28 protein-coding genes are annotated in these 21,733 nt (G+C 72.3%); 8 read left to right on the top strand and 20 right to left on the bottom strand.

Translation table 11 applies throughout. The features are described from left to right. Nucleotides 1–60: 60 nt before the first annotated feature. The gene (locus tag C2L58_RS03190; RefSeq protein WP_103335681.1) at nt 61–963 is read right to left on the bottom strand and encodes a GNAT family N-acetyltransferase; all 903 of its coding nucleotides are present in this window, start codon (nt 961–963) and stop codon (nt 61–63) included. Between the two features lie 152 nt (nt 964–1,115). Further along, nucleotides 1,116–3,542: a beta-glucosidase H gene (locus C2L58_RS03185; RefSeq protein WP_103335679.1), complete on the bottom strand. Its 2,427-nt coding sequence runs from the start codon at nt 3,540–3,542 to the stop codon at nt 1,116–1,118. 95 nt (nt 3,543–3,637) lie between these two features. Here C2L58_RS03185 and C2L58_RS03180 point away from each other — a divergent pair, with 95 nt between their 5' ends. Then, the gene (locus tag C2L58_RS03180) at nt 3,638–4,219 is read left to right on the top strand and encodes a TetR/AcrR family transcriptional regulator (protein WP_103335678.1); all 582 of its coding nucleotides are present in this window, start codon (nt 3,638–3,640) and stop codon (nt 4,217–4,219) included. 3 nt (nt 4,220–4,222) lie between these two features. Here the strand turns inward: C2L58_RS03180 and C2L58_RS03175 are convergent, their stop codons facing one another. Continuing rightward, nucleotides 4,223–4,606, bottom strand: a complete 384-nt coding sequence (locus tag C2L58_RS03175) for a PPOX class F420-dependent oxidoreductase (protein WP_103335676.1) — start codon at nt 4,604–4,606, stop codon at nt 4,223–4,225. A gap of 41 nt (nt 4,607–4,647) precedes the next feature. Next, the gene (locus C2L58_RS03170; protein ID WP_103335674.1) at nt 4,648–5,235 is read right to left on the bottom strand and encodes a dihydrofolate reductase family protein; all 588 of its coding nucleotides are present in this window, start codon (nt 5,233–5,235) and stop codon (nt 4,648–4,650) included. A 90-nt stretch (nt 5,236–5,325) separates the two neighbouring features. Between C2L58_RS03170 and C2L58_RS03165 the strand changes: the two genes are divergently transcribed. Continuing rightward, a complete protein-coding gene (locus C2L58_RS03165; protein ID WP_103335672.1) occupies nt 5,326–5,781 on the top strand; it encodes a winged helix-turn-helix transcriptional regulator in 456 nt (151 codons plus the stop codon). Nucleotides 5,782–5,834: 53 nt separating this feature from the next. Here the strand turns inward: C2L58_RS03165 and C2L58_RS03160 are convergent, their stop codons facing one another. Next, nucleotides 5,835–6,281 carry a MarR family winged helix-turn-helix transcriptional regulator gene (locus tag C2L58_RS03160; RefSeq protein WP_103335671.1) on the bottom strand — a complete coding sequence of 149 codons (447 nt, stop codon included), beginning with the start codon at nt 6,279–6,281 and terminating at the stop codon, nt 5,835–5,837. Nucleotides 6,282–6,330: 49 nt separating this feature from the next. On the opposite strand from C2L58_RS03160, the gene C2L58_RS03155 reads away from it, so the two are divergent. Together C2L58_RS03155 and C2L58_RS03150 are read left to right on the top strand one after the other, a co-directional pair. After that, entirely contained in the window at nt 6,331–6,798 is a 468-nt protein-coding gene (locus tag C2L58_RS03155; protein WP_199191076.1) for a DUF1579 family protein, read from the top strand. Nucleotides 6,799–6,839: 41 nt separating this feature from the next. Continuing rightward, nucleotides 6,840–8,753, top strand: a complete 1,914-nt coding sequence (locus C2L58_RS03150) for an ABC transporter ATP-binding protein (protein ID WP_103335667.1) — start codon at nt 6,840–6,842, stop codon at nt 8,751–8,753. Between the two features lie 412 nt (nt 8,754–9,165). Here the strand turns inward: C2L58_RS03150 and C2L58_RS03145 are convergent, their stop codons facing one another. After that, the gene (locus tag C2L58_RS03145; RefSeq protein WP_369903987.1) at nt 9,166–9,927 is read right to left on the bottom strand and encodes a 2-keto-4-pentenoate hydratase; all 762 of its coding nucleotides are present in this window, start codon (nt 9,925–9,927) and stop codon (nt 9,166–9,168) included. Then, nucleotides 9,924–10,721, bottom strand: a complete 798-nt coding sequence (locus C2L58_RS03140; RefSeq protein WP_103335666.1) for a 2-keto-4-pentenoate hydratase — start codon at nt 10,719–10,721, stop codon at nt 9,924–9,926. The genes C2L58_RS03145 and C2L58_RS03140 overlap by 4 nt, the downstream gene beginning before the upstream one ends. Before the next feature lie 138 nt (nt 10,722–10,859). On the opposite strand from C2L58_RS03140, the gene C2L58_RS03135 reads away from it, so the two are divergent. The 3 genes from C2L58_RS03135 to C2L58_RS03125 are packed head-to-tail and all read left to right on the top strand — an operon-like array spanning nt 10,860 to nt 12,417. Beyond that, nucleotides 10,860–11,363 (top strand): VOC family protein, encoded by a 504-nt coding sequence (locus C2L58_RS03135; protein ID WP_199191075.1) that lies wholly within the window; start codon nt 10,860–10,862, stop codon nt 11,361–11,363. A 56-nt stretch (nt 11,364–11,419) separates the two neighbouring features. Further along, nucleotides 11,420–11,992, top strand: coding sequence for a hypothetical protein (locus tag C2L58_RS03130; RefSeq protein WP_103335663.1), 573 nt, complete (start codon nt 11,420–11,422; stop codon nt 11,990–11,992). A 23-nt stretch (nt 11,993–12,015) separates the two neighbouring features. After that, nucleotides 12,016–12,417, top strand: coding sequence for a CoA-binding protein (locus C2L58_RS03125; protein ID WP_103335661.1), 402 nt, complete (start codon nt 12,016–12,018; stop codon nt 12,415–12,417). Here C2L58_RS03125 and C2L58_RS03120 read toward each other — a convergent pair. The 13 genes from C2L58_RS03120 to C2L58_RS03060 form a co-directional block, all read right to left on the bottom strand. Then, nucleotides 12,414–12,941 carry an NHL repeat-containing protein gene (locus C2L58_RS03120; protein WP_103335660.1) on the bottom strand — a complete coding sequence of 176 codons (528 nt, stop codon included), beginning with the start codon at nt 12,939–12,941 and terminating at the stop codon, nt 12,414–12,416. The two genes, C2L58_RS03125 and C2L58_RS03120, sit on opposite strands and share 4 nt — an antisense overlap. Nucleotides 12,942–13,015: 74 nt before the next feature. Continuing rightward, nucleotides 13,016–13,576 (bottom strand): GvpL/GvpF family gas vesicle protein, encoded by a 561-nt coding sequence (locus C2L58_RS03115; RefSeq protein WP_103335658.1) that lies wholly within the window; start codon nt 13,574–13,576, stop codon nt 13,016–13,018. Beyond that, complete coding sequence (gene gvpJ / locus C2L58_RS03110) at nt 13,573–13,899, bottom strand: gas vesicle protein GvpJ (protein ID WP_103335657.1); 327 nt, start codon at nt 13,897–13,899, stop codon at nt 13,573–13,575. The genes C2L58_RS03115 and gvpJ overlap by 4 nt, the downstream gene beginning before the upstream one ends. Beyond that, on the bottom strand, nt 13,896–14,129 hold the full coding sequence (locus C2L58_RS03105; protein WP_103335655.1) for a gas vesicle protein K: 234 nt from the start codon (nt 14,127–14,129) through the stop codon (nt 13,896–13,898). Before C2L58_RS03105 ends, gvpJ begins: the two co-directional genes overlap by 4 nt. Continuing rightward, nucleotides 14,126–14,398: a gas vesicle protein gene (locus C2L58_RS03100; RefSeq protein WP_103335653.1), complete on the bottom strand. Its 273-nt coding sequence runs from the start codon at nt 14,396–14,398 to the stop codon at nt 14,126–14,128. Before C2L58_RS03100 ends, C2L58_RS03105 begins: the two co-directional genes overlap by 4 nt. Next, a complete protein-coding gene (locus C2L58_RS03095) occupies nt 14,391–15,125 on the bottom strand; it encodes a GvpL/GvpF family gas vesicle protein (protein WP_103335652.1) in 735 nt (244 codons plus the stop codon). Before C2L58_RS03095 ends, C2L58_RS03100 begins: the two co-directional genes overlap by 8 nt. Beyond that, the gene (locus tag C2L58_RS03090; protein ID WP_103335650.1) at nt 15,122–15,421 is read right to left on the bottom strand and encodes a gas vesicle protein; all 300 of its coding nucleotides are present in this window, start codon (nt 15,419–15,421) and stop codon (nt 15,122–15,124) included. The genes C2L58_RS03095 and C2L58_RS03090 overlap by 4 nt, the downstream gene beginning before the upstream one ends. A 17-nt stretch (nt 15,422–15,438) precedes the next feature. Beyond that, a complete protein-coding gene (locus C2L58_RS03085; protein WP_103335649.1) occupies nt 15,439–15,768 on the bottom strand; it encodes a gas vesicle protein GvpO in 330 nt (109 codons plus the stop codon). Nucleotides 15,769–15,953: 185 nt separating this feature from the next. Then, nucleotides 15,954–16,634, bottom strand: a complete 681-nt coding sequence (locus C2L58_RS03080; RefSeq protein WP_103335647.1) for a response regulator transcription factor — start codon at nt 16,632–16,634, stop codon at nt 15,954–15,956. Continuing rightward, entirely contained in the window at nt 16,634–18,022 is a 1,389-nt protein-coding gene (locus C2L58_RS03075) for a sensor histidine kinase (protein WP_233225521.1), read from the bottom strand. Before C2L58_RS03075 ends, C2L58_RS03080 begins: the two co-directional genes overlap by 1 nt. A 70-nt stretch (nt 18,023–18,092) precedes the next feature. Further along, nucleotides 18,093–18,809, bottom strand: a complete 717-nt coding sequence (locus C2L58_RS03070; protein ID WP_103335645.1) for a type 1 glutamine amidotransferase — start codon at nt 18,807–18,809, stop codon at nt 18,093–18,095. After that, nucleotides 18,802–19,995: a MurT ligase domain-containing protein gene (locus tag C2L58_RS03065; protein WP_103335644.1), complete on the bottom strand. Its 1,194-nt coding sequence runs from the start codon at nt 19,993–19,995 to the stop codon at nt 18,802–18,804. Before C2L58_RS03065 ends, C2L58_RS03070 begins: the two co-directional genes overlap by 8 nt. Nucleotides 19,996–20,086: 91 nt before the next feature. Then, nucleotides 20,087–20,989, bottom strand: coding sequence for an NADP-dependent oxidoreductase (locus tag C2L58_RS03060; RefSeq protein WP_103335642.1), 903 nt, complete (start codon nt 20,987–20,989; stop codon nt 20,087–20,089). A gap of 70 nt (nt 20,990–21,059) precedes the next feature. Here C2L58_RS03060 and C2L58_RS03055 point away from each other — a divergent pair, with 70 nt between their 5' ends. Next, complete coding sequence (locus tag C2L58_RS03055) at nt 21,060–21,623, top strand: TetR/AcrR family transcriptional regulator (RefSeq protein WP_103335641.1); 564 nt, start codon at nt 21,060–21,062, stop codon at nt 21,621–21,623. The last annotated feature ends 110 nt before the right edge of the window (nt 21,624–21,733 follow it).

Raw genomic sequence — 21,733 nt, 5'->3', positions numbered from 1 at the left:
ACGCCCCGGCTCGTGAGTGGCAAGGCGGGTTAGAACCCGCCTTGCCACTCACGACGGGGGTCACACGAAGTCGATGCGGTGCTGGACCACCGGATAACCCGCCTTCGCGAACGCCTTCGCCATCGGGACGTTGCCGACGTCGGTGCCCGCGACGATCCGGTCCGCGCCGTAGCCGACGAGGTCGTGCGTCGCCTCGACCAGGAGGTCGTACGCGTAGCCCTTGCCCCGGTGCTCCGGCACCACGGCCACGTAGCCGACGACCGGGTCGTAGACGTTGCGGCTCGGCAGGACGAGGCCGGCCAGCTCGCCTTCGGGCGTGTACGCCAGCCGCCACCAGTCCCGCGGCGCCGGCATCCACTTCATCAGGTCGAGGTCTTCCCGCGCGGCCGCTTCGAGGCCCTGCTCTTCGATGGTCTTGCGCGCGTGCGCGTCGAGGCTGCCGACGTGCACCCGCTTGAAGACGTCGAGGAGGACGTCGTCGTCCGGCTCGGGCCGGAACTCGAGCCGGCCGGGCTTCTCCGGCAGGCCGTTTTCCGGGGTCCAGCGGAAGCGGTAGCGCTCGACGAGCCGGCGGTAGCCCGCCGCCTCGGCCGCCTCGACCCGGCCGTTCACTTCGCGCGCGACGTCCGGATCGTCCGGCCACGCCGGGGGCGTGTGCAGTGCGTACTCCGCCCGCAGCGGTGCGGTTTTCAGCAGGTGGACGGCCGCGTCGAAGTCGGTGAAGTCGAACCAGTCCAGCGCGATCGGGGTTTCGTCATCGGATTTGGCCCACCAGGCGGCCCGGGCCACGACGACGTCGTCGCGCAGCGCGACCCAGGTCCACTCGGGCCGGTACTCGCCCCTCTTCGCCATCTCGACGAAGTCGTCGCCGAGCAGCGTGCGGCCGACGAGACAGCGGTCGGGCAGGGAGGTGAACAGTGTTTCTTCGCCCGCTTCGAGCGGGCGCACGACCAGTTCGGTCATGAAAATCCTTCCAGGAGTACGCGCTCCCGGTCAGACAGCCGGCACCCTCGCTGCGAGGTGGGAGCGCGTGATCGGTTGCGTGATCATCGGTCCCACCTCCTTTCGCTGGTCAAGGTGCCTTCACGAGACCCTAGGGGAGGCGCCCGCGGTGATCAACGGATTTTCTGGAGCACCACACGTGTGCTCAGCCGGGGCTCGGCGTAGGAGTGCGACGCCTCCAGGACGTACTCGCCCGCGATGTGCTGCCAGCCGTCGCGCCAGACTTCGGCCGACCTCGGCGTGATGACGATGTCGGTCTCCACGGCCTGGCCGGGCCGGGCTTCGACGCTCGCGAACCCGGCCAGCCAGCGCTGCGGCCGGTCGCCGCGCTCGGTCGGGGCCAGGTAGAGCTGCACGACCTCGCGTCCCGCGCGTGTTCCCGTGTTGCGCACGCGGACCCGGACGCGGACGCCGCCTTCCTCGTCCGGGTAGGCGTCGAGTTCTTGGTACGCCCAGGTCGTGTAGCCCTGGCCGTGTCCGAACCAGTACGCGGGTTGCCCGCCGGCGCGGGCCCAGGCGCCGTAGCCGATGTACACGTCTTCGCCGTACTCGAGCACGCCGTCTTGCGGCGTCACGTCGGTGACCGGCGCGTCTTCGAGCTTCGCCGGCCAGGTCGTCGGCAGGCGGCCGCCGGGCTCCTCGCGGCCGAAGAGGACGTCGGCGAGCGCGTCGCCGCCGGCCTGGCCGGGGAACCAGGTGAGCAGCACCGCGGCGACGTCGTCGCGCCACGGCATCTCCACCGGGGAGCCGGCGTTGACGACCACGACGGTGTTCCGGTTCGCTTCGGCGACCCGCGCGACGAGTTCGTCCTGGCGGCCGGGCAGGGCGAGGGACGTCCGGTCGAACCCTTCGCTCTCGACCTCGGCGGTCGTGCCGACCACGACGACGGCGACCTCCGACTTCGCCGCCAGGGCCACGGCTTCGTCGAGGCTCGCGTCCGGGTCCAGGACCGGGCCGCGGTGGCCGAGCGCGAAGGTGACCCAGGCGAAGGTGCCCCTGGCGAATTCCGCCATCTCCGAGGGGATCCAGTAGGTCAGGCTGACGTCGATCGGCTCGCCCGCGGTCAGCTCGACCTCCCGGCGTTGTTCGTGCACCTGCATGATCGACGTGAAGATGTCCCCGCCTTCCGGCAGGTTCACGCCGTCGAAGACGGTCTGGCCGGCGACGGTGAGGCGGAGGTCGCCGGGGCCGGTGACGCCGAAGGTGTGCGTGCCGCTTTGCTCCGGGAGGAACGTGCCGGCGATCTCGACCGAGGCGAGCGTGCCGATGTCGAGCCCGGCCGGCAGTTCGCCGATCCAGTCGATTCTGGCTTGACGCAAGGAAAACTGCGCGAGTTCGGTGCCGTCGGTGGCGCGGGCCGTCGCGCGGAGCCGGAAATTGTCGGTGGCGGTCGGTAACGTCGTTCGCGGATCGGCACCGGGGGCGTAACCGAGCTCGGTGCCCGCGGGAAGGGCGGCTTTCAAGCCGGCCAGAGGGGAGACGATGTGATCGGGGAACACGGTGGCACTGCCGCCACCGAGGATCTTGGGGTCCTCGGCGAGCGCGCCGATGAGCGCGATGCTCTGCGGCTCCCGCAGCGGCAGCACGCCGGTTTCGTTGCTGAGCAACACGAACGACCGGTGCGCGATCTCGCGCGCGACCGCGTCTCCGTCCACATCGGACCCTTTTGCCGCGGGGCCGCCGCCGAGCGCGCCGGTCCGGTCGGCGAGCAGGAGCACGCGGCGGACCATGGCGTCGACGACGGCTTCGTCGACTTCGCCGCCGCGAACGGCTTCGGCGAGCCGTTCGCCGAACACCGTGCGGGGGCCGGGCATGGCGACGTCGAGGCCGCCGTTGGCGGAGGCGACGGTGTCGCGCGCGGCCAGCCAGTCGGAGACGACGAAGCCGTCGAAGCCCCATTCGTCGCGCAGCACGCCGTTGAGCAGTTCGGCGTGCTGGGTCATCGTGACGCCGTTGACGCTGTTGTAGGCGGCCATGATCCCCCACGGCTTCGCGCGCCGGACGATGAGTTCGAACGGCGCGAGGTAGAGCTCGCGCAGGGCCCGCTCGCTGACGCGCACGTCGGCGGTGAAGCGTTCGGTCTCGAAGTCGTTGGCGACGAAGTGCTTGACCGTGACGGCGACCCCGCCGTCCTGCACGCCGGTCACGTAGCCGGCGCCGATCATCCCGGTGAGGAGGGGGTCTTCGGAGTAGCACTCGAAGTGCCGGCCGCCCAGCGGCGAGCGGTGGAGGTTGACCGTCGGGGCGAGCAGCACGTGCACGCCCTTGCGCCGGGCTTCCTGCGCGAGCAGGCGCCCGGCTTTGACGGCCAGGCGCGGGTCCCAGCTCGCGGCGAGCGCGGTCGGGCTGGGCAGGGTCACCGAGGGGTCGTCCGGGCTCCAGCGCGTGCCGCGGACGCCGACCGGGCCGTCGGAGAGAACCATCGACGCGAGCCCGATCCGCGGCAGGCCGGGAAGGGACCAGACGTCCTGGCCGGCGAGCAGGCTCGCCTTCGCGTCCAGGTCGAGCTCGGCCAGCAGCGCTTCGACGTCGAAGCTCATGCGCATCCTCCGCGGTCGGTCCTGCCGTCACCCTACCTGGCGGTGAGTAGTGAACGTTATGCTTCCGTGACACTCACTGCCGTAGGCTCGGGATCATGACCCGGGCCAGGGGCGCCGACCGCCGAGCCGGCATCGTCCGAGCGGCGTTCGAGGTGATCGCCGAGCGCGGCTACCGAGGCACGTCACTGGCCGCGGTGGCCGAGCGCGTCGGGCTGACGCAACAGGGCCTGATGCACTACTTCCCCACCAAGGAAGACCTGCTGACGGCGGTGCTGGAGACCCGCGACGAGTGGGACCTGCTGCACTTCGGGCACGGCCCGGAGGGCGACCCGTCGGCGATGACGGTGAACCAGCTGGCCGACCTGGTGGACTACAACGCGAGCCGCCCGGGCATCGTCCAGACGTACACGGTGCTTTCGGCGGACAGCGTCACGGAGGACCACCCGGCCCGGAAGTACTTCCAGGACCGCTACGCGCGGGTGCGGGCGGGCATGACCCAGATGCTCGAGCGCCACCGCGACGAGCTGCCGCCGGGCACGACCCCGGAACAGCTGGCCCCGCTGGCCATCGCCCTCCTCGACGGCCTCCAGCTGCAATGGCTCCTCGACCCGGCGGAGGTCGACATGTCCGCCGGGTTCCGCACGTTCCTCACCCTGCTGGGGGTGAAGCCGGACTGACGATCAGCGCATGCCGACGCTCTGGCGCTCGACCTCGATGAGCGCGACCACCCGCTGCTGCTCTCGCGTGTAGGGCGCACCGATGTACTTGTTCGCGATCCGGTCGACGATCTCCCAGGCGGCGTCGCCCTCGATCCACTCGGCCACCCGGCCGCGGATGATCACGGGCTCGAACGGGTTGTCCGGCGGGGTCAGCGAAAGCGCGACGCGCGGGTCACGCCGCAGGTTGCGGGCTTTGCGCGAGTCCGGGCCGGTCAGGATGGCGATGCGGTCGCCCTCCGGGTCGACCCAGACCGGGACCGAATGGGGCGCGCCGTCGGGCAGGACGGTGGCGAGGTGACCGATCGCGGTGGTGGCGATGATGCGGCGGACGTCGGCGTCGAGCATGGGTCGGCTCCTTGCTGAGGTGGGGGGTTCGGGCGACGGCTTCAGGCGACGGCGTAGTGGAGGTGGGTGACGCCGGGCGCGGCCACGGCCTCGAGCAGGCTGAGCCGCACGTGCGAAGGCAGCTCCTGGAAGAACGGCCGGCCGCCGCCGAGCAGCACCGGCACCTGGTGGAGCACGATTTCGTCGACCAGGCCGGCCTGCAGCGCCGAGGCCAGCACGCCGCCGCCCATGAGGCCGACGTCCTTGCCGCCGGCCGCCTCGCGGGCCGCCGCGATCGCGTCTTCGACGGTGCCGGCGAGCGTCTGCCGCTCGGTCAGTTCCGGCGCGGGCCGGTGGCTGACCAGGAAGAGCGGGGCGTCCGGGTGCGGGCTGCCGCCACCGAAGTGTTCCGAGTCTTCGTAGGTGTTGCGGCCCGCCACGATCGCGCCCACCCGGCCGGCGAGCGAGTCGAAGACGCGGGCACTCGGCTCGCTGAGGGTGAAGAAGTCGAAGACCCGGCTCCGGGTGTCCCCGTCGGAGTACCAGTCGAAGAGGGTCCCGCCGTCGCCGAGTCCCTGACCCGGGCCGGCGCCGCGGCCGGTGATGTAGCCGTCCACCGACACGGCGTGGGCGCTGAAGACCTTGCTCATCGCGACTTTCCCTTCTGGGTTCCTTCAGGAGACTCCAGAACCGTAGCAGTCGAAGTTCCTTAAGGGAACCCCAAGTGCTAAACTGGGGTCATGCAGCGCACGAACTTCAGCGAACTGGCCGCGTGCTCGATCGCGCGCACGCTCGACGTCATCGGCGAACCGTGGTCACCGCTGATCCTGCGGGACGTGTGGGTCGGCCTCAGCCGGTTCGAACAGCTCCAGGCGGACCTCGGCATCTCGCGCAAGGTCCTCACCGAGCGGCTGAACCACCTGGTCGACTCCGGCATCCTCGAGCGCCGCCCGTACGACCGCCGTCCGCGCTACGAGTACGTCCTGACCGAGAAGGGCACCGAGCTGGTCGACATGCTGCTGGTGATGACCCGCTGGGGCGACAAGTGGCTGGCGGGCGAGGCCGGGCCTCCGGTACTCCACCGCCACCACGCGTGCGGCGAGATCAGCGCGGTCGATTTGCGCTGCGCCCACTGCGGCGAGCCGATGCACGCGGGAGACGTGGACGTACTGGCCGGCCCCGGCGCAACCCGCTGACCCACGCCGGCCCCGCTACCCCCGCGCAGCCCCAGGCACCTGATCGGCGCCGCTCACAGCAACCGCGGCTGGGCCACCACTCCGCGCAATCGCTGCAGCGTGCGCAGCGTCGTCTCGAGATCCTCCAGTGGCACTTCAGCCGCCACCTCCTCGGCCCACGCGATCTGCGCCTCCCCCAAGGCCCGCATCGCCGTGCGAGCCCGCCGCGTCAACGACAGCAGCGGCGCCCGCGCGTCGGCCGGGTTCGGCAGGCGGTCGAGCATTCCGTTGCGCAGCAAGCGGTTCACCGTCTCCTGCACACTCTGGCGGCGCAGCCCCCGACGGCGCGCCACCTCGGCGGCGGTCGCCGGGCCGTCCTCGAGGAAGCCGAGGACCTGCCACTGCGCCGCCGTCAGCCCGACCGGCTCGGTCAGCGCGTCGCCCGCGGCGAGGAAGCCGCCGTTGCACGCGAAAACCGCGTCGATCACGCGGGTGAACGTCTCGGCTCGAGGTGACCGCATGCGTGCTAGTCTCGCATATCGACAGGTACCTGTCGAAACGGAGACGACCATGGACATGCCCCGCCTCGGGCCCGCGCACGACGCGCTGAAGGCGTTCGTCGGCGACTGGACCGGCACCGAGGAACTCGCCGCCTCGCCGTGGGCACCGGCCTCGACCGCGCGTGCCGACTGCGAATACCGCTTGGCCCTCAACGGTTTCGCCGTGATCCAGCACTATCGCCAGCGGCGCGAGGACGGGTCCGAGTTCCTCGGCCACAACGTCTTCACCGCCGACCCGGCCACCGGCGAGACGCTCTGGTACGGCTTCGACAGCTACGGCTTCCCACCCGAGTCGCCCGCCCGCGGCACCTGGACCGGCGCGACGCTGACCCTGGAGAAGCGGACCGCGCGCGGCGTCGCCCGGCACCGGCTCACGCCCGGCGGCGGCACGCTGGCGCACGAAATCGACGTCCGGATGGGTGAAAACCCGGAGTACAGCCCGTTTTTGCGGGCCAGGTACACCCGGAAGGACCAGTAGCGGCGCCGAAACTGTCGGACCCCCGGAGTACAGATGAAGGCGTGTCCACAACCACCGAGCCGCCCCCGCTGATCGGGGTCGAGAACGTCAAGATGCCCGAATGGGCCCGCGTCGACGAACGCGTGGCCGCCGCGGGCTTCGGCCAGGCCGTGCGCGCACTGCCCACCGCGATCTCGGTCGTGCTGCGGCTGGCGTGGCGGACTTCGCCGCGGCTGACGCTGCTGGCCGCCGTCGTGCACGTCGTGTCCGGCTGCGTCACGGCGTTCGGGCTGCTCGCCACCGCGAACGTCTTCACCGCGCTGCTCGAACAGGGCCCGACGCCGGAACGCGTGCTGCAGTCGTTGCCGGCGATCGCGGTCGTCACCGGGTCGTACGCGGCGCGCGCGGTGCTGGACGCGGCCGTCGCCGCCGTCGAAGGCGCGCTCCGGCCCCGGGTCACCGCGGCGGCGGACGACGCGGTGACGGCCGCGGTCGTGCGCGTCGGGCTGATCGCGTTCGAGGACGCGGACTTCCGCGAGCTGGCCCGGCAGGGCGCGCGGTTCGGGGTGCGGGCCATCGAGACGAGCCTGCGGCGGCTCGCCGACCTGACGTCGTCGGTGATCTCGCTGGCGGCGGCGATGCTCACGGCCGGACTGCTCAACCCGTGGCTGGCCCCGGTGCTCCTGCTCGCGGCGGCGGCCGACGGCTGGGCCGCCGCGCGCGTCGCGAAGCTGAACTACCGGCACTTCCTGGACACCGTCGGGCGCAACATCCGCAAGTCGGTCGTGGAAGAGGTCGCCACCTGGCGCTCGATGGCCCTCGAACGACACGCGCTGACGTTGCAGGAGCCGCTGCTCGGCGAGTACCGGCGCATCTCACGCAGCCTCACGCGCGAGGAGATGCGGCTGGCGCACCGGAGCAACCTGGTGCGCACCAGCGGGCGGGCGGCGGCCGGCTTCGGCACGGCGGTCGCGTACCTGGTGCTCGGCTGGCTGCTCTACACCGGCGCGATGGAGCTGGCGCTGGCCGGCACGGCGGTGCTGGCGATGCGCACGGCGTCCACGGCGCTGTCCAACACCATGCGCGCGGTCAATTCGCTGTACGAGGACTCCTTCTACATCGGGTTCTACAACCAGCTGCTCGCGGAATCCCGGAAGCGGCAACCACCGCCGACGTCGGTGACCGCGCCGGCCGACCCGGCCGAGATCCGGCTGGACGGCGTCACGTTCACCTACCCGGGCCGGGACAGCCCGGCGCTCCGGGACGTCTCGCTGACGATCCGGCGCGGCGAGGTGGTCGCGCTGGTCGGTGAAAACGGCTCGGGCAAGACCACCCTCGGCAAGCTGCTCACCGGGCTCTACCCGCCGGACGAGGGCACGGTCCGCTGGGACGACGTCGACCTCGCCCGGGCGGATCCGGCATCGGTGCACGCGAACATCGCGGTGATCGCGCAGGAACCGGCGGAGTGGCCGATGACGGCGGCGAACAACATCACGGTCGGCCGCCTCGGCCGGCCGGACCCGGACAGGCAGGCGTGGCGCGAAGCCGTCGACTACTCGGGCGCGGACGAGGTGATCGCTTCCCTGCCGGCCGGGGAGAACACGGTCCTGTCGAAGAAGTTCGACGAGGGACACGACCTTTCCGGCGGCCAGTGGCAGCGCATGGGCATCGCCCGCGGCATCTACCGGGACGCCTCGGTCCTGGTGGCCGACGAACCGACAGCGGCGCTCGACGCCCGAGCGGAAGCCCGCGTGTTCGCCGGGCTCCAGCACGCGAGCCGCTCGGACCGCGGCCGCCGTACGACGGTGCTGGTGACGCACCGGCTGGCCAACATCCGCTCGGCCGACCGGATCCTGGTGCTCGAGAAGGGAAAACTGATCGAAGAAGGCACCCACGACGAGCTGATCAGCGCGGGCGGGGTCTACCACGAGCTGTACGAGATCCAGGCCCGCGCCTACCGAAACGGCCAGCCCTAACCGCCACCTGCCGCCCCACTCACCTGCACCCCGCCCCCACCCCCACCCCGTCCAGTCGGCTCGCGTACCCGGGGGGTCGGCCCACGTACCCAGGCAGTCGGCTCGCGTACCCGGAGGGTCGGCCCACGTACCCAGGCAGTCGGCCGCGCACCCAGCCGATCTGCCCGCGTATTGAGGCGGCCGACTCGCCAGCCGACCGTCCAGGTACGCAAGCCGACCCCCCAGACACGCGAGCCGACCCTCCGGGTACGCCAGTTCGCCGGTCCGGTACGCGTCACTCGCGCGAATCGATCGGGCGGGCATCTCACGTGATTGAGCGGCCGACTCACGTGACTGGGCGGTCAACTCGCGGGACTGGAGGGGCATCGGGGGTGATTGGTGGGGCGTCGAGGGTGAGTGGGCGGCGTTGGGGTTAGGTGGCGAGGGTTAGGGAGCCCAGGTGGGAGAAGTGGGCGGCGAGGCGGGAGCCGGGGCGGAGGGGGACCGCGTCCGTCATTCCGCCGGTCAGGACCAGCCAGCCCGGCTCCAACGCCAAGCCGCGCGCCGCCAGGGTGTTCGCCGCCAGGGCCAAGGCCTCCGCCGGGTGGCCCTGGACCGCCGCGCCCGTTGCCGTGTCGACTATCTGGCCGTCGACCTCCAGGAGGGCCGCCTCCAACGACAGATCCAGGGAAGCCGGCGCGACACCCACCGGGCCCAGGCTGAAGTACGCCGACGAGCCGTTGTCCGCGACGGCGTCCGGGAGCGTGAACCGGTAGTCCGCGTAGCGGCTGTCGATCACCTCGATGCCGCCGTACACGCGGTCGACCGCGGCCAGCGCCGTCGCCGCCGTCACGCCCGGGCCCGCCAGCCGGCGGCCCAGCACGAAGACCAGTTCCGGCTCCGCGCGCGGGTGGATCAGCTCGTCGTGGGGCACCGGGGCGCCGATCGGCAGCACCATCGCGTCGGTCAGCCAGGCCAGCAACGGCGCGTCGATGCCCATCCGCTCCTGCTTGGCCCGGGACGTCAGCCCCAGCTTCACCCCGATCAACGTCTCCCCGCGCGCCCGCCGCTGACGCAGGGCTTCGTCCTGGATCGCGTACGCCGTGTCGACGTCCAGGTCCGGCCAGCCGGCCGAGAGCGGCTCGCGCTCCGAGACCGTCCCCAGCAACGAAGCGGCTGCTTCTCGCACGTTCACGATTCCTCCGGAGAACCGAAGACCGCGGTAACACTGCCGATCCCGGCGATCGTGGTGACGATCGTGTCGCCCGGCGACACCGGGATCGCCCGGGTCATCGACCCCGGCAGCACGACGTGGCCGGGCTCCAGGGTGACGCCCAGCGGCCCCACCGTGTTCGCCAGCCACACCAGCGAGTTCAACGGCGACCCGAGCACCGCGCCGCCCGCGCCCGTCGCCGCCACCGAACCGTTCCGGTACAGCACGCAGCCGGCCAGCCGCAGGTCCACCGACCCCAGGGCCGTCGGGCTGCTCCCCAGCACCACGCCACCGGAAGACGCGTTGTCCGCGATGGTGTCGAACAGGGAGATCTTCCAGTCCTGGATGCGGGAATCGACGATCTCCAGCGACGGCAGCACGAACTCGACTGCGCGCACCGCGTCGGCGACCGTCACCCCCGGCCCGCGCAGGGCCGAGCCGAGCACGAACGCGATCTCCGGCTCGATCCGCGGCTGCAGGAACGCCGACGTCGGGATCGGCTGGTGCTCCAGGTGGAACATGCTGCCGGTGAGGTGCCCGTAGTCGGGCTGGTCGACGCCCATCTGCCGCTGCATCGCCGCCGACGCGAGGCCGACCTTGTGGCCGCGGACGGCGTCGCCGCCCTCGACCCACTGCCGCACCTGCTCCTGCTGGATCCGGTACGCGTCCTCGACGTCCGCGTCCGGATACGTCTTGATCAGCGGCTCGATCGGCTCACGCGAGGCATAGGCCCCCGCCAGCGCGACGGCGGCCTCCTGCACCTTACTGACGTCCACCCCCGGAACTCTGCCGTGCGCGCCCCGCGCACACAAGCGACGATGTTCCGTCCAGCGGAACTCTCACCAAGCAATCTCTTGCGCGCGAGATAAATCGGGCGTAGCGTGAGCACCACACCAGGAAGGGACGTGAGGGACATGGCACCGACCCAGGCCGAGGTCACCAAGCTCGCCGAGGTCCGCGACGAACTGCGCGAGCGCCACCTGCGCCCGGCCGCCGAACGCCCGGCGACGAACGGCCGCGGCATCCACCACACCGCGCTGATCTCCAGCGACGTCGAGCGGACGATCGAGTTCTACCAGGACATCCTGGGCTTCCCGCTCACCGAGCTGATCGAGAACCGCGACTACCCCGGCTCCAGCCACTTCTTCTTCGACGTCGGCAACGGCAACGCGGTCGCCTTCTTCGACCTGCCCGGCCTGGACCTCGGCCCGTACGCGGAAGTCCTCGGTGGACTGCACCACCTGGCGCTGTCCGTCGAGCCCGAGCGGTGGGGCGCCATCAAAGACAAGCTCGACGAAGCCGGCGTCCAGTACCTGCTGGAGAGCAAGACGTCCATCTACCTGTCCGACCCGGACGGTGCCCGCGTCGAGCTGATCTCCGACCCGCTCGGAGAGATGTACGGCGAGAAGATCGGCTGAAAGCGTGGTCCGGGCGTCGCGCGCCAACTAGCCTGTGCGCGACGCCTGGAGGTCCGATGTCCGACTGGTCCCTCTCCCGCGCGAAGGCGCGGCTCGATCACCGCGAGCGGCTCGACGAACTGACCGCGCGCACCCGGTTCGAGGTGCGCCTGCACCTCAACGAGCCCGCGACGAACGGCGCCTACGACGAGCTCACGAGCATCTTCGCGATCGGGCACGGCGAGTGCGCCGCCCTCCTCCGGCACCACCGGCTGCTGCCGTGGTGGGAACGCGCGCTGCTGTTCCGCTACGCGCGGCGGATGCACGGCAAGGCGATCACCCGCAGTGTCGGCGTGGTCCCCGCCGAAGTGGCGCCGCAGGCGGCCCGCGCGTTCGGCGCCGAGATCGCCGAACTGGCCCCCGGCTCCGGGGACACCGGCGCGAAGTACGACCTGCAGGGCCGCGGCCTGCTGACCGTGTTCCGGATCGCCGTCGGCGCCAAGGGCGCCACCTGGGCCGACCGCCACGAAGTCGCGACGACGTCCGCCCGCAACATCCTGATCTGCGCCGCGACCTTCGCCCGCCGGAAGCCGTGGCACGTCGTGTGGCCGGTCTACCGCGTGCGCGGCCTGCGGCTCTGGAAGCTTTGACGCCCACCGCGCGTTCCACCGGTATGACCCCAGAGGAGATCCTCGCCGGCGCGAGCACGATCGCCGTCGTCGGCCTGAGCCGCGATCCGGCGAAGGCCGCGCACGGCGTCCCGGCCGTCCTGCAGGCCCACGGCTTCCGGATCATCCCGGTGCACCCGACCGCGACCGAGCTGCTCGGCGAAAAGGTGTACCGGTCGCTGCAGGACATCCCGGAGCCGGTCGACCTCGTCGACGTCTTCCGGCCGTCCCCCGAAGCGCCGGGCATCGCCCGCGACGCCGTCGAGATCGGCGCCAAAGCGCTGTGGCTGCAGCAAGGCATCGTCTCCGCCGAGGCGCGTCGCATCGCCGAAGAGGGCGGGCTCGCCTACGTCGAGAACCGCTGCACCGCCGTCGTCCGCGCGACCGCCTCGATCTCGAAGAGCTAGCCGGACGCTCCGAAGTGGACGATCCGGTGGTTGCCCGGCTCGGCGACCCAGACCCCGCCGGTGCCGTCGTCGGCGACGTCCCTCGGTGAGCTGATCGGCTCGGCCGTGCCGGGCAGCGCGACGCCGGTGCGGGTGTCGAACCGGGCCACGCGCCCGGTGTCGTCGACCAGCAGCCGCCCCTCGTGGTCGAGCGCGACGCCGCGGGGCCGGGTCAGGCCGGCGAACTCGCGCACGAACCCGCCCTGCCACGAAAACTGGACCACGCGGCGGTTGCCGGTGTCGGCGACGTAGACGTTGCCGGCCGCGTCGACCGCCACCCCTTCCGGTGCCTTGAGCCGCCCGGCCAGGACGCGCACGAGCGCGCCGTCGCGGGTGAACGCCTGGACCCGGTCGTTGCCGGTGTCGGCCACCCACACCCGGCCGCGAGCGTCGACGGCGAGCCCGGACGGCGCGCGGAACTGCCCCGGCCCGGCGCCGGGCCCGCCGAACGCGCGCGGCAGCGCGGCGGCTTCACTGCTGGTCACAGCACCAGGATCACCGGCCGCGAGCCACCGCGGCCAGCGCCGGGATGAGTGTTCAGCGACTGTTCCGCCCCCGCTCACCAGCTCCAGCGGGAGCACGTCCGCCGGTCGAGGAAGCTGTACGCGGGCAGCGGTCCCAGCCAGTCGGCCTGGACGCCGTCGCCACGCGCGAGCCCGGCGACGGTGTCCCGGACGACGAGCAGGTCGCCCAGCCCGACCAGGAACGCCCACCGCTCGTCGGCGCTCTCGCCCGCCGGCAGCGCCACGGAGTCGCGGGCCCGTTCGGCGACCCGGGAAAGCAGGACGTCCGAGCGGGCCGCCCGCCACGCCGACCCGGGTTCGGTGAACCGCAGGCAGACGTGCACTTCGGCCAGGCCGTCGAGCCGGTCGAGGTCGGCGCGGTAGGTGTCCGCGGCCGGGGCGAGCACCTCGGTCCGGACGGCGTCCTCGTCCTCGGCCACGGTGCCGAACCGGACCGGCAGCACCGGGCCGCCCTCGACGAGCGCGGACACCACCGCCAAGTGCGCCGCCGGGTCGGGCTCGGGGTCGCCGACGACCATGGCGAGGTCCTCCCAGCAGACCGTGCGCGACGCCCGCGGGTGCCCGGCCCGCACGACCCCGTACAGCTGCAGCGTCACGGCTGTTCGACGGGGATGGCGGGCTCCACCTGGACGGCAACGGCTGGTGTCGGCGGCGGGGGCGGGATCAGCCCGACGGTGTGGTCGAGCCCGATGGAGACCTGCCCGGGGTTCGGCTGCTGCGCCTGCGCGTTCACCCGCTGCATCGCTTCGAGGTAGCGGATGTAGGTGTCGACGCTGGCGATCACGACCCTGGCCTCGATCGACAGCAGCTCGATCCCGATCAAGGACACCTTGACCGTGGCGTCGATGACGAGTCCCTTGTCCAGCAGGACGTTGAGGGTGTCGGTGAGGGTGCCACCGGTCTGTCCCGGTCTGGTCACTTCGCTCCTTCGGTCGCAGGGATTTCGTCGAGGGCGGCGCGGATCTCGGCGAACCGGAACTCCAGCGCGATGAGGGCCTGGCCGAGCGCTTCGACCTGGGCCGGGGTCAGGGTGCCGGCGTCGAGCCGCCGCAGTGCCTGCCGCTCCAGCACCTCCTTGAGGACGTCGAGCACGGTGACGACGAGGTGCCCGAGCCCGCGGCCGGCGTCGGCGGCGATCCGCTGGGTCATCGGTGCGTCCCGTCGAGCCCGAGCAGCAGCAACCGCAGGTCGAGCCGCACGAGATCGATGCCGGCGAGGGAGATGATGACGTCACCGGTGACGACGGCCCCGCGGTGCACGACCCGGTCGAGCAGATCCACGATGGCTTCGGCGGTGTTGGTGCCGGTGGGCGTGAAGACCTCGGCGAGCAGGTCGCCACGGCTCGGCGCGCCGGCGCCGGTGAGCAGGTCGCCGATCGCCGTCGTGGGCCTCGCGGGCCGGGGAACCTCGTCAGCCATGCGCCGTCGCTCCGAGCTCGACGTCGGTGAACGAGTACGGCGGCCACGGCCCGGAGGTCTCCACCGTCGCCCCCGCCGCGCTCAGCTCGCGGGCGAACCACTCGACCTCCGCGTGGAACGCCGCCTCCCGGCCGGTCTCCACGAGGTACGCCGTGTTCGCCAGCACCCCGTGCGACCGGGCCCGGTCCAGGCTGTCGGCCGCGTGGCGGCGCAACGCCTCGTCGAGCCGGCGTGCCGCGCCGGCCACGTCCTCGCGAGCGCGCTGAATCGCCTTCAGCCGTTCACGCCGGCGCACGAGGTACTGCGTTCCGGTCAAGCCCGTCGCGTCGGGCCGGGTGGTCGCCGCCGGCTCGGCGTGGCGGATCCGCACCCCCCACTCGCGGTGGCCGGCCACCTCTTCGAGGCAGTCACGCGCCTGGTCGTAGCCCGCCTCCAGGAGCCGGCGGGCGGCGTCCTCGCCGTCGAGGACCGTGCCGAACCTCAGCGGCAGCACCGGCTCGCTGCGGAACACCGCGCGCACCACGGCGTCGTGCTCGCGGGCCAGCTCGGCGAGGGTGCCGTCGACCGGGTCGAGCGTGTCGATGCGGTCGAAACGCGCCGGCGCCACTTCGGACACGACCACGCCGAGATCGCGGTAGCCGATCAGCCGCGGCACCGGGCCGATGTCCAAGGTGGACGGGCGGTTGCGGGTGATCGCGTACGCGCACAGCCAGTTTCCGGTGCTCACCGGGATTCTTCCCTCCCGCCCGGCGCGGGCAGCCGGGCCTCCAGTTCGGCGACGCGCGCCGCCAGATCAGTCGTTCCCAGTTCCGCACGTGCGGCATTCGGAGCAAAGAACGGATCGTTCGTCCACCAGTCCATGCCCATTTCCCGAGCGGTCTGCGCGGACGCGATGAACAGCCGGATCCGCAGGGTCAGCAATTCGACGTCGACCACACTGACGCCGATGTCACCGGCGATGACGACGCCCTTGTCGAGCACGCGTTCCAGAATGTCCGCCAACGAATCGGACGAAGCGGCCAATCGTGTCGACCTTCCTTTCAGGAATCGGTGGCACCCCGGGTGAACCGGCGCAGCCGCTCACAGGCGGCGAGCTCGCCGTCGGCGTCGACGTCGACCCGGTAGGTGGCCATCACGCTGGTGGAGTCCGGGATCCGGGCCAGCTCGACGACGTCGACGAGCACCGACCAGCCCCCGTCACCCCGGCTGCGGATCCCGGTCACGGCATGCGGAGTGAGCCCCGTCACCATGGCGAACTGATCCTTGGCCGTCCGAATGGCGTCGGCGGCACGCAGCCGGGAAACGGATTTCCCGGCGGGCGTGGGGGAATTCTTGTTTTGGGCAGGGAGCGGCAGTGGCGATTCCGGCATCGCTTTCCTCGTCGCAGGTAGGGTGCCCACCGTAGCAACACCGAGGATCACGCGCAGCGCCGTCGGGGCACGGCATTTTTCACCGGTTCGCGGCAACTATTGGGCGATCCGCGGCAACCGACGGAGACAAATGGCGCAACCAGCGGACACCCGGCGGTACCAATTTCCGGAAAACACCCGGCTGATTACGATCGGGTAACGTCTACCAGCCGGTAGCCGACACCCCGGACCGTCTCGATGGTGTGGGTGCCGAACGGCGCGTCGATCTTGCGCCGCAGGTAGCCGATGTAGACCTCGACGACGTTCTCGTCGCCGTCGTAGTGCGCGTCCCAGACGTGGCTGAGGATCTCGTTCTTCGACAGCGCCGCGCCGGCCCGCCGCAGCAGGAACTCCAGCAACCCGAACTCCCGCGCGGTGAGCTCGATCCGCTTTTGTCCCCTGTGGACGGTACGGGCGGAGGGGTCGAGCCGCAGGTCGCCCGCCTCCAGCACGGCCGGGCGGGCCGGGGCGCCGCGCCGCAGCAACGCGCGCAGCCGGGCGATGAGCACGACGAAGGAGAAGGGCTTGGACAGGTAGTCGTCGGCGCCGAGGTCGAACGCGTCGGCTTCGTCGTACTCGCCGTCCTTGGCCGTCAGCATCAGCACCGGCGTCCAGTTCTCGGCCGCCCGCAGGCGTTTGAGCACCTCGTAACCGGACAGCTCGGGCAGCATGATGTCGAGCACCACGACGTCGTACTCGTGCTCGGTCGCCCGCCAGAGGCCCTCCCGGCCGGTGTGCGCGACATCGGCGGTGAAGCCCTCGGCGACCAGCCCCCGCCGCAGCGTCTCCGCGAACTCGCGCTCGTCCTCCACGATCAGCAGGCGCACTACTCCTCCTTCGGCAGTTCGATCACCGGCAGTTCGATCACGAACCGCGCGCCCGGCCCGTCCGGTTCGGCGTACCGCGCCCGGCCGCCGTGGCGCGCCGCGATGCCGGCCACGATCGGCAGGCCCAGCCCGGTGCCGCCGTGCCCGCGCTGCCGCGACGCGTCGAGCCGGACGAACCGCTCGAAGATCCGCTCCCGGTCGGCCGGCCCGACGCCGGGGCCGTCGTCGCTCACCTCGACGACGGCGAAGTCGCCCCACACCGCGCTGCTGACGCGGATGCGCGAGCGCGCGTGCCCGCGCGCGTTGTCGACCAGGTTGCGCACCGCCCGCCGCAGCTGGGCCTCGCTGCCGTACACCTTCGCCGGCCCGGCGCGGACCTCGACGTCCACCGTGCTTTCGCCGCGGACGCGCTCGGCCTCCGCGCGGACGATGTCGTCGAGGTCGACCTCGGTGCGCTGCGGCCGGTCGGTCGCGTCGTCGGTGCGGGCCAGCATGAGCAGGTCGTCGACGAGTTCGCGCAGCCGCGCGGTTTCCCGGCCGATCACCGGCACCAGGTCCCCCGTGCTCTCCGGGTGCCGCCCGGAGACGTCGAGCGCGGTGCTGATCGTCGACAGCGGCGAGCGCAGTTCGTGGCTGGCGTCCGCGACGAACCGGCGTTGCGCGGCCTGGGCCGACGCGAGCCGGGCCAGCATTTCGTTGAGCGTCACGGCCAGGCGGTGCACCTCGTCGCCGCCCGGCGGCAGCGGCACGCGCGCGGCGAGGTCGCGCGTCGAGATCTCCGCGACGGTCCGGCGCATCCGCTCGACCGGCCGCAGCGCCGAGCCGACCGCGCGGTACACCGCGAGCCCGGCGATCGCCAGCAGCGGCACCGCGAGCAGGCCGAGCAGCAGCGTCAGCCGCGTCGACGCCTCCGTGACCGGTTCCAGTGAGCGCGCGGAAATCACGGTGTACGGGCCGCCCGGCCCGATCACCTCCTGCGACACGACGCGGTAGTCGTCGTTGTCGCCGTTCAGCCCGAGCGGCAGCGTTTCGACGATTTCGTGCCCGGCGACCGGGCGGGCCGTGGTCAGCGGCGGGTGCCCGACGATCGCCGGGTCGCTCGCGATCGGTGTCCGCCGCGCGTCCAGCACCTGCGTGACGGCCTCGGTGTCGCCGGTGCTGGCGACGTCGCTCGCGCTCAGGTCGCGCGCGCCCTCGCGGACGAGCTGGATGGCGACCTGCCGCCCGGTGCTGCGGGCACTCTCGGTGACGCTGCGGTCGAGCGACTCCTCGAGCAGCAGCACCACGGCCACCCCGCCGACGGCAATGGCCAGCGCGAGCGCGAACACCGCCACCGCGGTGGCGCGCATCCGGACGCCGGTCGCGGCGATCACCCTGCCGAGTTTCACCAACGCAGCGTAACGACCGCCGCAGACCGCCGGCCGGTGGTCGGCAGCGGCGGCCGGCGGGACCACCCGATCACCGGCGCCGGCGCGGGACGGCGAGCCGCTCCTCGCGCAGGCGCTCGACCTCGGCCAGGCTCAGCGGCCCGAGCGGGTGCCCGATCGTCCAGGCCAGCAGCAGGTCGGCCAGCGCGGGGTTGCGGGCGAGCGCCGGGCCGTGCAGGTAGGTGCCGACGACCCGGTCGGTCACCGCGCCTTCGGTGCCGTCGCCGTTGCCGGTGCCGCGCACGACCCGCCCGAGCGGCTCGCTGCGGGCGCCGAGCTTGCTGACGCCCAGGTGGTTTTCGAAGCCGGTCAGGGCGGCCCCGTCCAGGAGGCGGGACGGCGTCGCGACCAGTTCGGCGACCGCGCGCTGCGGGCTCGGTTCGGTGGTGACGTCGAGCAGGCCGAGCCCCTCGTGGTCGACGCCGTCGAGGCCGCGGAAGCGGGTGCCGAGCACCTGCAGGCCGGCGCACACGCCGAACACGACCGCGCCGGCCGCGACCGCCCGCCGCAGGCCCGGGTACTTGCGCAGGTGCGCGGCCGCGAGCACCTGCGCGCCGTCCTCGCCGCCGCCGAGCAGATACAGGTCCAAAGTGGACGGTACCGGTTCGCCGAGGCCGACGGGCACCACCTCGGCGTCGAGCCCGCGCCACTGCAACCGCTTGCCGAGCACCTGGGCGTTGCCGGTGTCGCCGTAGGTGCCGAGCACCTCCGGCAGCAGAAGTCCGATGTGGACGACCGAATCAGCCACCGGGCAGCCTGCCCACCAGGTCGCGGAACGCGGTGTAGTTGGCGACCAGTTCGACGGCACCGGGCGGCAGCGCGTCGATCGCGGTGACCGGGTCCGGCTCGGCCCAGTGCGCCACTTCGGCGTAGCAGAGCCGGACCGAGAGGTCGGCGCCGCGCTCGCCGGTGACGACCACCTGGCGCCCGCGCAGCCGTTCGAAGTGGACGTCCCACAGCCAGGACAGGTCCCGGCCGTCGGCCTCCTGGGCGTTGACCGCGACGACGACCGGGGTGTCCTCGTCCAGCACCCGCAGCGTTTCCACCCAGCCGGCCGGGTTCTTCGCCAGCATCACCCGCACGGAGTGCCGCGACCGCCGGATCGTCCGGTAGCGGCCGCCGATGTCGGTGATGGTCCGCAGCCGCGCCGCGGCGGTGTGCGGCGGCACGCCGAGCCGGTGCGCCGCGGCGAGCGCGAGCGCGGCGTTCGCGCGGTTGGCCTCGCCGGGCAGCCGCAGGTCGAGGTCGACCTGGCGGCCGCCCGGGGTGAGGACGAGTTCGCCCTCGAGCATCCAGGCGGGCTCCGGCCGGGCGAGCCCGCACTCGCAGCTCCAGTGCCGCTCGTGGGTCTCGACGCGGCCTTCGCAGCGCGGGCACGCCGTCGAATCGCCGGTCCAGCGGCGGCCCGTGCTGACCCACACGAGCTTCGCGGCCACGCTCGCCGCGGACGTCACCAGCACGTCGTCGCAGTTCGCGACGACCACCGTGCCGGGCAGCCCGGCGATGGCGGCCCGCAGGTCGCGCTCGGTGGCGCGCACCTCGCCGACCCGGTCCAGCTGGTCGCGGCTCAGGTTGAGCAGCACCAGCACGGCGGGCCGGACCTGGTCGGCCACCCACGGCACGTAGGTCTCGTCGACCTCGAGGACCGCGTAGGGCGCGTCGGGGCGGGCGGTCAGCGCGGCGAGGACGCCGTCGGGCATGTTCGAGCCGTCGCTGTTCGCGGCGACCTCGGCCAGCGTTTCCAGCGCGCGGGTGAGCATCAGCGACGTCGTGGTTTTGCCGTTGGTGCCGGTGACGAGCACGACGGTGCGTTCGCGGCCGAGGCGGCGCAGGGCGGCCGGATCGAGCGCCAGCGTGACGCGGCCGCCGATCATGCCGCCGCGGCCGAGCCCCGAACTGCGCGACAACCAGGCGGTCAGCCGCCCGGCGGCCACGGAAGCGCGGGTGCGGAGAGGACTTCGGACGGACACGCCTGGATGCTGCCCGCCGGGCGCTGTGAGTTTCCTGAGTCCGTGGCGCGGGTCTCTAAAGCGTGACGACGACCTTGCCGTGGACGTGCCGCGTGGCCTGCAGCGCGACGGCGTCCCGGATCCGTTCGACCGGGAAGACCGCGGCGACGGGCACGGTGAGCCCGCCGGCGACGATGGCGTCGGCGATCTGCTTCAGCGCGCCCGGCTCGGCGTCGGCGCCCCCGGTGGCCCGCACACCGCCCGGCGGGTTGGGGCCGGCGGCGATCGTGGCGATCCGTTCGGGTGGGACGCCGAGTTCCAGCGCGGCTTCGGCCGTCTCGGTGCCGAAGAGGTCGACGGCCGCGGTGACTTTCCCGACCCGGCCGGCCAGTCCGGGGCCGTAGGCGACGGGCTCGGCGCCGAGCTTGCGCAGGAACGGGAAGGTGCCTTCGGAGCCGGTGCCGATCACGGTGGCACCGGCGAGCTTCGCGAGCTGGACGGCGAAGATGCCCACGCCACCGGCGGCCCCGCCGACCAGGAGAGTGTCACCGGCCCGCAGGCCGACGGCGGCCAGTGCGGCGGCCGCCGAGGAGCCGGCGACGGGAAGCGTGCTTGCCACCTCGTCGCTGAGACCGTCCGGGGTCGGGAACAGCGAGTCTTCGGCTTGGACGACCACGAAGTCGGCGACGGCTCGGCCGAGCGCGCCACCGTGGACGCGATCACCTACGGCGGTGTTTTCGACCCCGGGCCCCACTTCGTCGACGACGCCGGCGAAGTCGTACCCGAAGCCGGACGGCAGCGTGATCCCGAACCGCGCGGCGGCTTCGGGCCGGGCGGCGAGCGCCCAGTCCATCGGATTCAGCCCGGCGGCGGTGACGCGCACCCGCACCTCCCCGGGGCCGGCGTGCGGTTCCGGCACTTCCCGCAGTTCGAGCACCTCGGGGCCACCGAACTTCTCGTAGACGACGGCTCGGCTCATGAGGACCTCCTGTTATGGGACTTGGTCCCGTCACTGTACACACTCCGACGGGACCAAGTACCGTGTCGTCATGGCCCGCTGGGAACCGAACGCGCCGGAGAGGCTGAGCCGAGCCGCCCTCGAACTGTTCGCGGAGCGCGGGTACGAGAACACGACGGTGATCGACATCGCGGCGCGGGCGGGGCTGACGAAGAGCACGTTCTTCCGGCACTTCCAGGACAAGCGCGAGGTACTGTTCGGGGGGAGCACGGTGGCGGGCCTGCTCGCCGAGGCGGTGGCCGGCGCGCCTGAGACTTCTGCACCGCTCGAGGCGGTGGCGTGTGCGATGGACGCGCTCGGCGGGAAGGTGTTCACGGCCGAGCGCCGGGAGTTCAGCGCCCTGCGGCGGTCGGTGATCTCGGCGCACCCGGAGTTGATGGAGCGGGAGGCGCTGAAGGGGCTGGCGCTGACCTCGGCGATGGCTGACGCGCTGCGGCAGCGCGGGGTGCCGGAGCTGGCGGCGCGGGTTGCGGCGGAACTGGGGGCGCTGGCGATGAAGATCGCTTACGACCGGTGGAGCTGCGCCGAGGCAGTGGACTTCGGAGAGGCTGCACGGCGGGCTCTGGATGAGGTTCGGGCGGCGGTTACCGCCTGAGCAGTCGCGCTCCGACCGAAGGCGGCGCCCTCTGGTACCCGCACCGCACCGCACCGCACCGCACCGCACCGCACCGCACCGCACCGCACCGCACCGCACCGCACCGCACC

It is taken from the genome of Amycolatopsis sp. CA-126428, assembly GCF_002904335.1.
Classification (GTDB): Bacteria; Actinomycetota; Actinomycetes; order Mycobacteriales; family Pseudonocardiaceae; genus Amycolatopsis.
Note: the sequence above shows the minus strand (reverse complement) of the source record. Positions and strands in the feature narration are given on the sequence as shown.

Excerpts from the sequence above, each read along its gene's own strand:
- C2L58_RS03190 (WP_103335681.1), bottom strand. The coding sequence starts at position 963 with ATGACCGAACTGGTCGTGCGCCCGCTCGAAGCGGGCGAAGAAACACTG.
- C2L58_RS03185 (WP_103335679.1), bottom strand. The coding sequence starts at position 3,542 with ATGAGCTTCGACGTCGAAGCGCTGCTGGCCGAGCTCGACCTGGACGCG.
- C2L58_RS03180 (WP_103335678.1), top strand. The coding sequence starts at position 3,638 with ATGACCCGGGCCAGGGGCGCCGACCGCCGAGCCGGCATCGTCCGAGCG.
- C2L58_RS03175 (WP_103335676.1), bottom strand. The coding sequence starts at position 4,606 with ATGCTCGACGCCGACGTCCGCCGCATCATCGCCACCACCGCGATCGGT.
- C2L58_RS03170 (WP_103335674.1), bottom strand. The coding sequence starts at position 5,235 with ATGAGCAAGGTCTTCAGCGCCCACGCCGTGTCGGTGGACGGCTACATC.
- C2L58_RS03165 (WP_103335672.1), top strand. The coding sequence starts at position 5,326 with ATGCAGCGCACGAACTTCAGCGAACTGGCCGCGTGCTCGATCGCGCGC.
- C2L58_RS03160 (WP_103335671.1), bottom strand. The coding sequence starts at position 6,281 with ATGCGGTCACCTCGAGCCGAGACGTTCACCCGCGTGATCGACGCGGTT.
- C2L58_RS03155 (WP_199191076.1), top strand. The coding sequence starts at position 6,331 with ATGGACATGCCCCGCCTCGGGCCCGCGCACGACGCGCTGAAGGCGTTC.
- C2L58_RS03135 (WP_199191075.1), top strand. The coding sequence starts at position 10,860 with ATGGCACCGACCCAGGCCGAGGTCACCAAGCTCGCCGAGGTCCGCGAC.
- C2L58_RS03130 (WP_103335663.1), top strand. The coding sequence starts at position 11,420 with ATGTCCGACTGGTCCCTCTCCCGCGCGAAGGCGCGGCTCGATCACCGC.
- C2L58_RS03125 (WP_103335661.1), top strand. The coding sequence starts at position 12,016 with ATGACCCCAGAGGAGATCCTCGCCGGCGCGAGCACGATCGCCGTCGTC.
- C2L58_RS03105 (WP_103335655.1), bottom strand. The coding sequence starts at position 14,129 with ATGACCCAGCGGATCGCCGCCGACGCCGGCCGCGGGCTCGGGCACCTC.
- C2L58_RS03100 (WP_103335653.1), bottom strand. The coding sequence starts at position 14,398 with ATGGCTGACGAGGTTCCCCGGCCCGCGAGGCCCACGACGGCGATCGGC.
- C2L58_RS03085 (WP_103335649.1), bottom strand. The coding sequence starts at position 15,768 with ATGCCGGAATCGCCACTGCCGCTCCCTGCCCAAAACAAGAATTCCCCC.
- C2L58_RS03060 (WP_103335642.1), bottom strand. The coding sequence starts at position 20,989 with ATGAGCCGAGCCGTCGTCTACGAGAAGTTCGGTGGCCCCGAGGTGCTC.
- C2L58_RS03055 (WP_103335641.1), top strand. The coding sequence starts at position 21,060 with ATGGCCCGCTGGGAACCGAACGCGCCGGAGAGGCTGAGCCGAGCCGCC.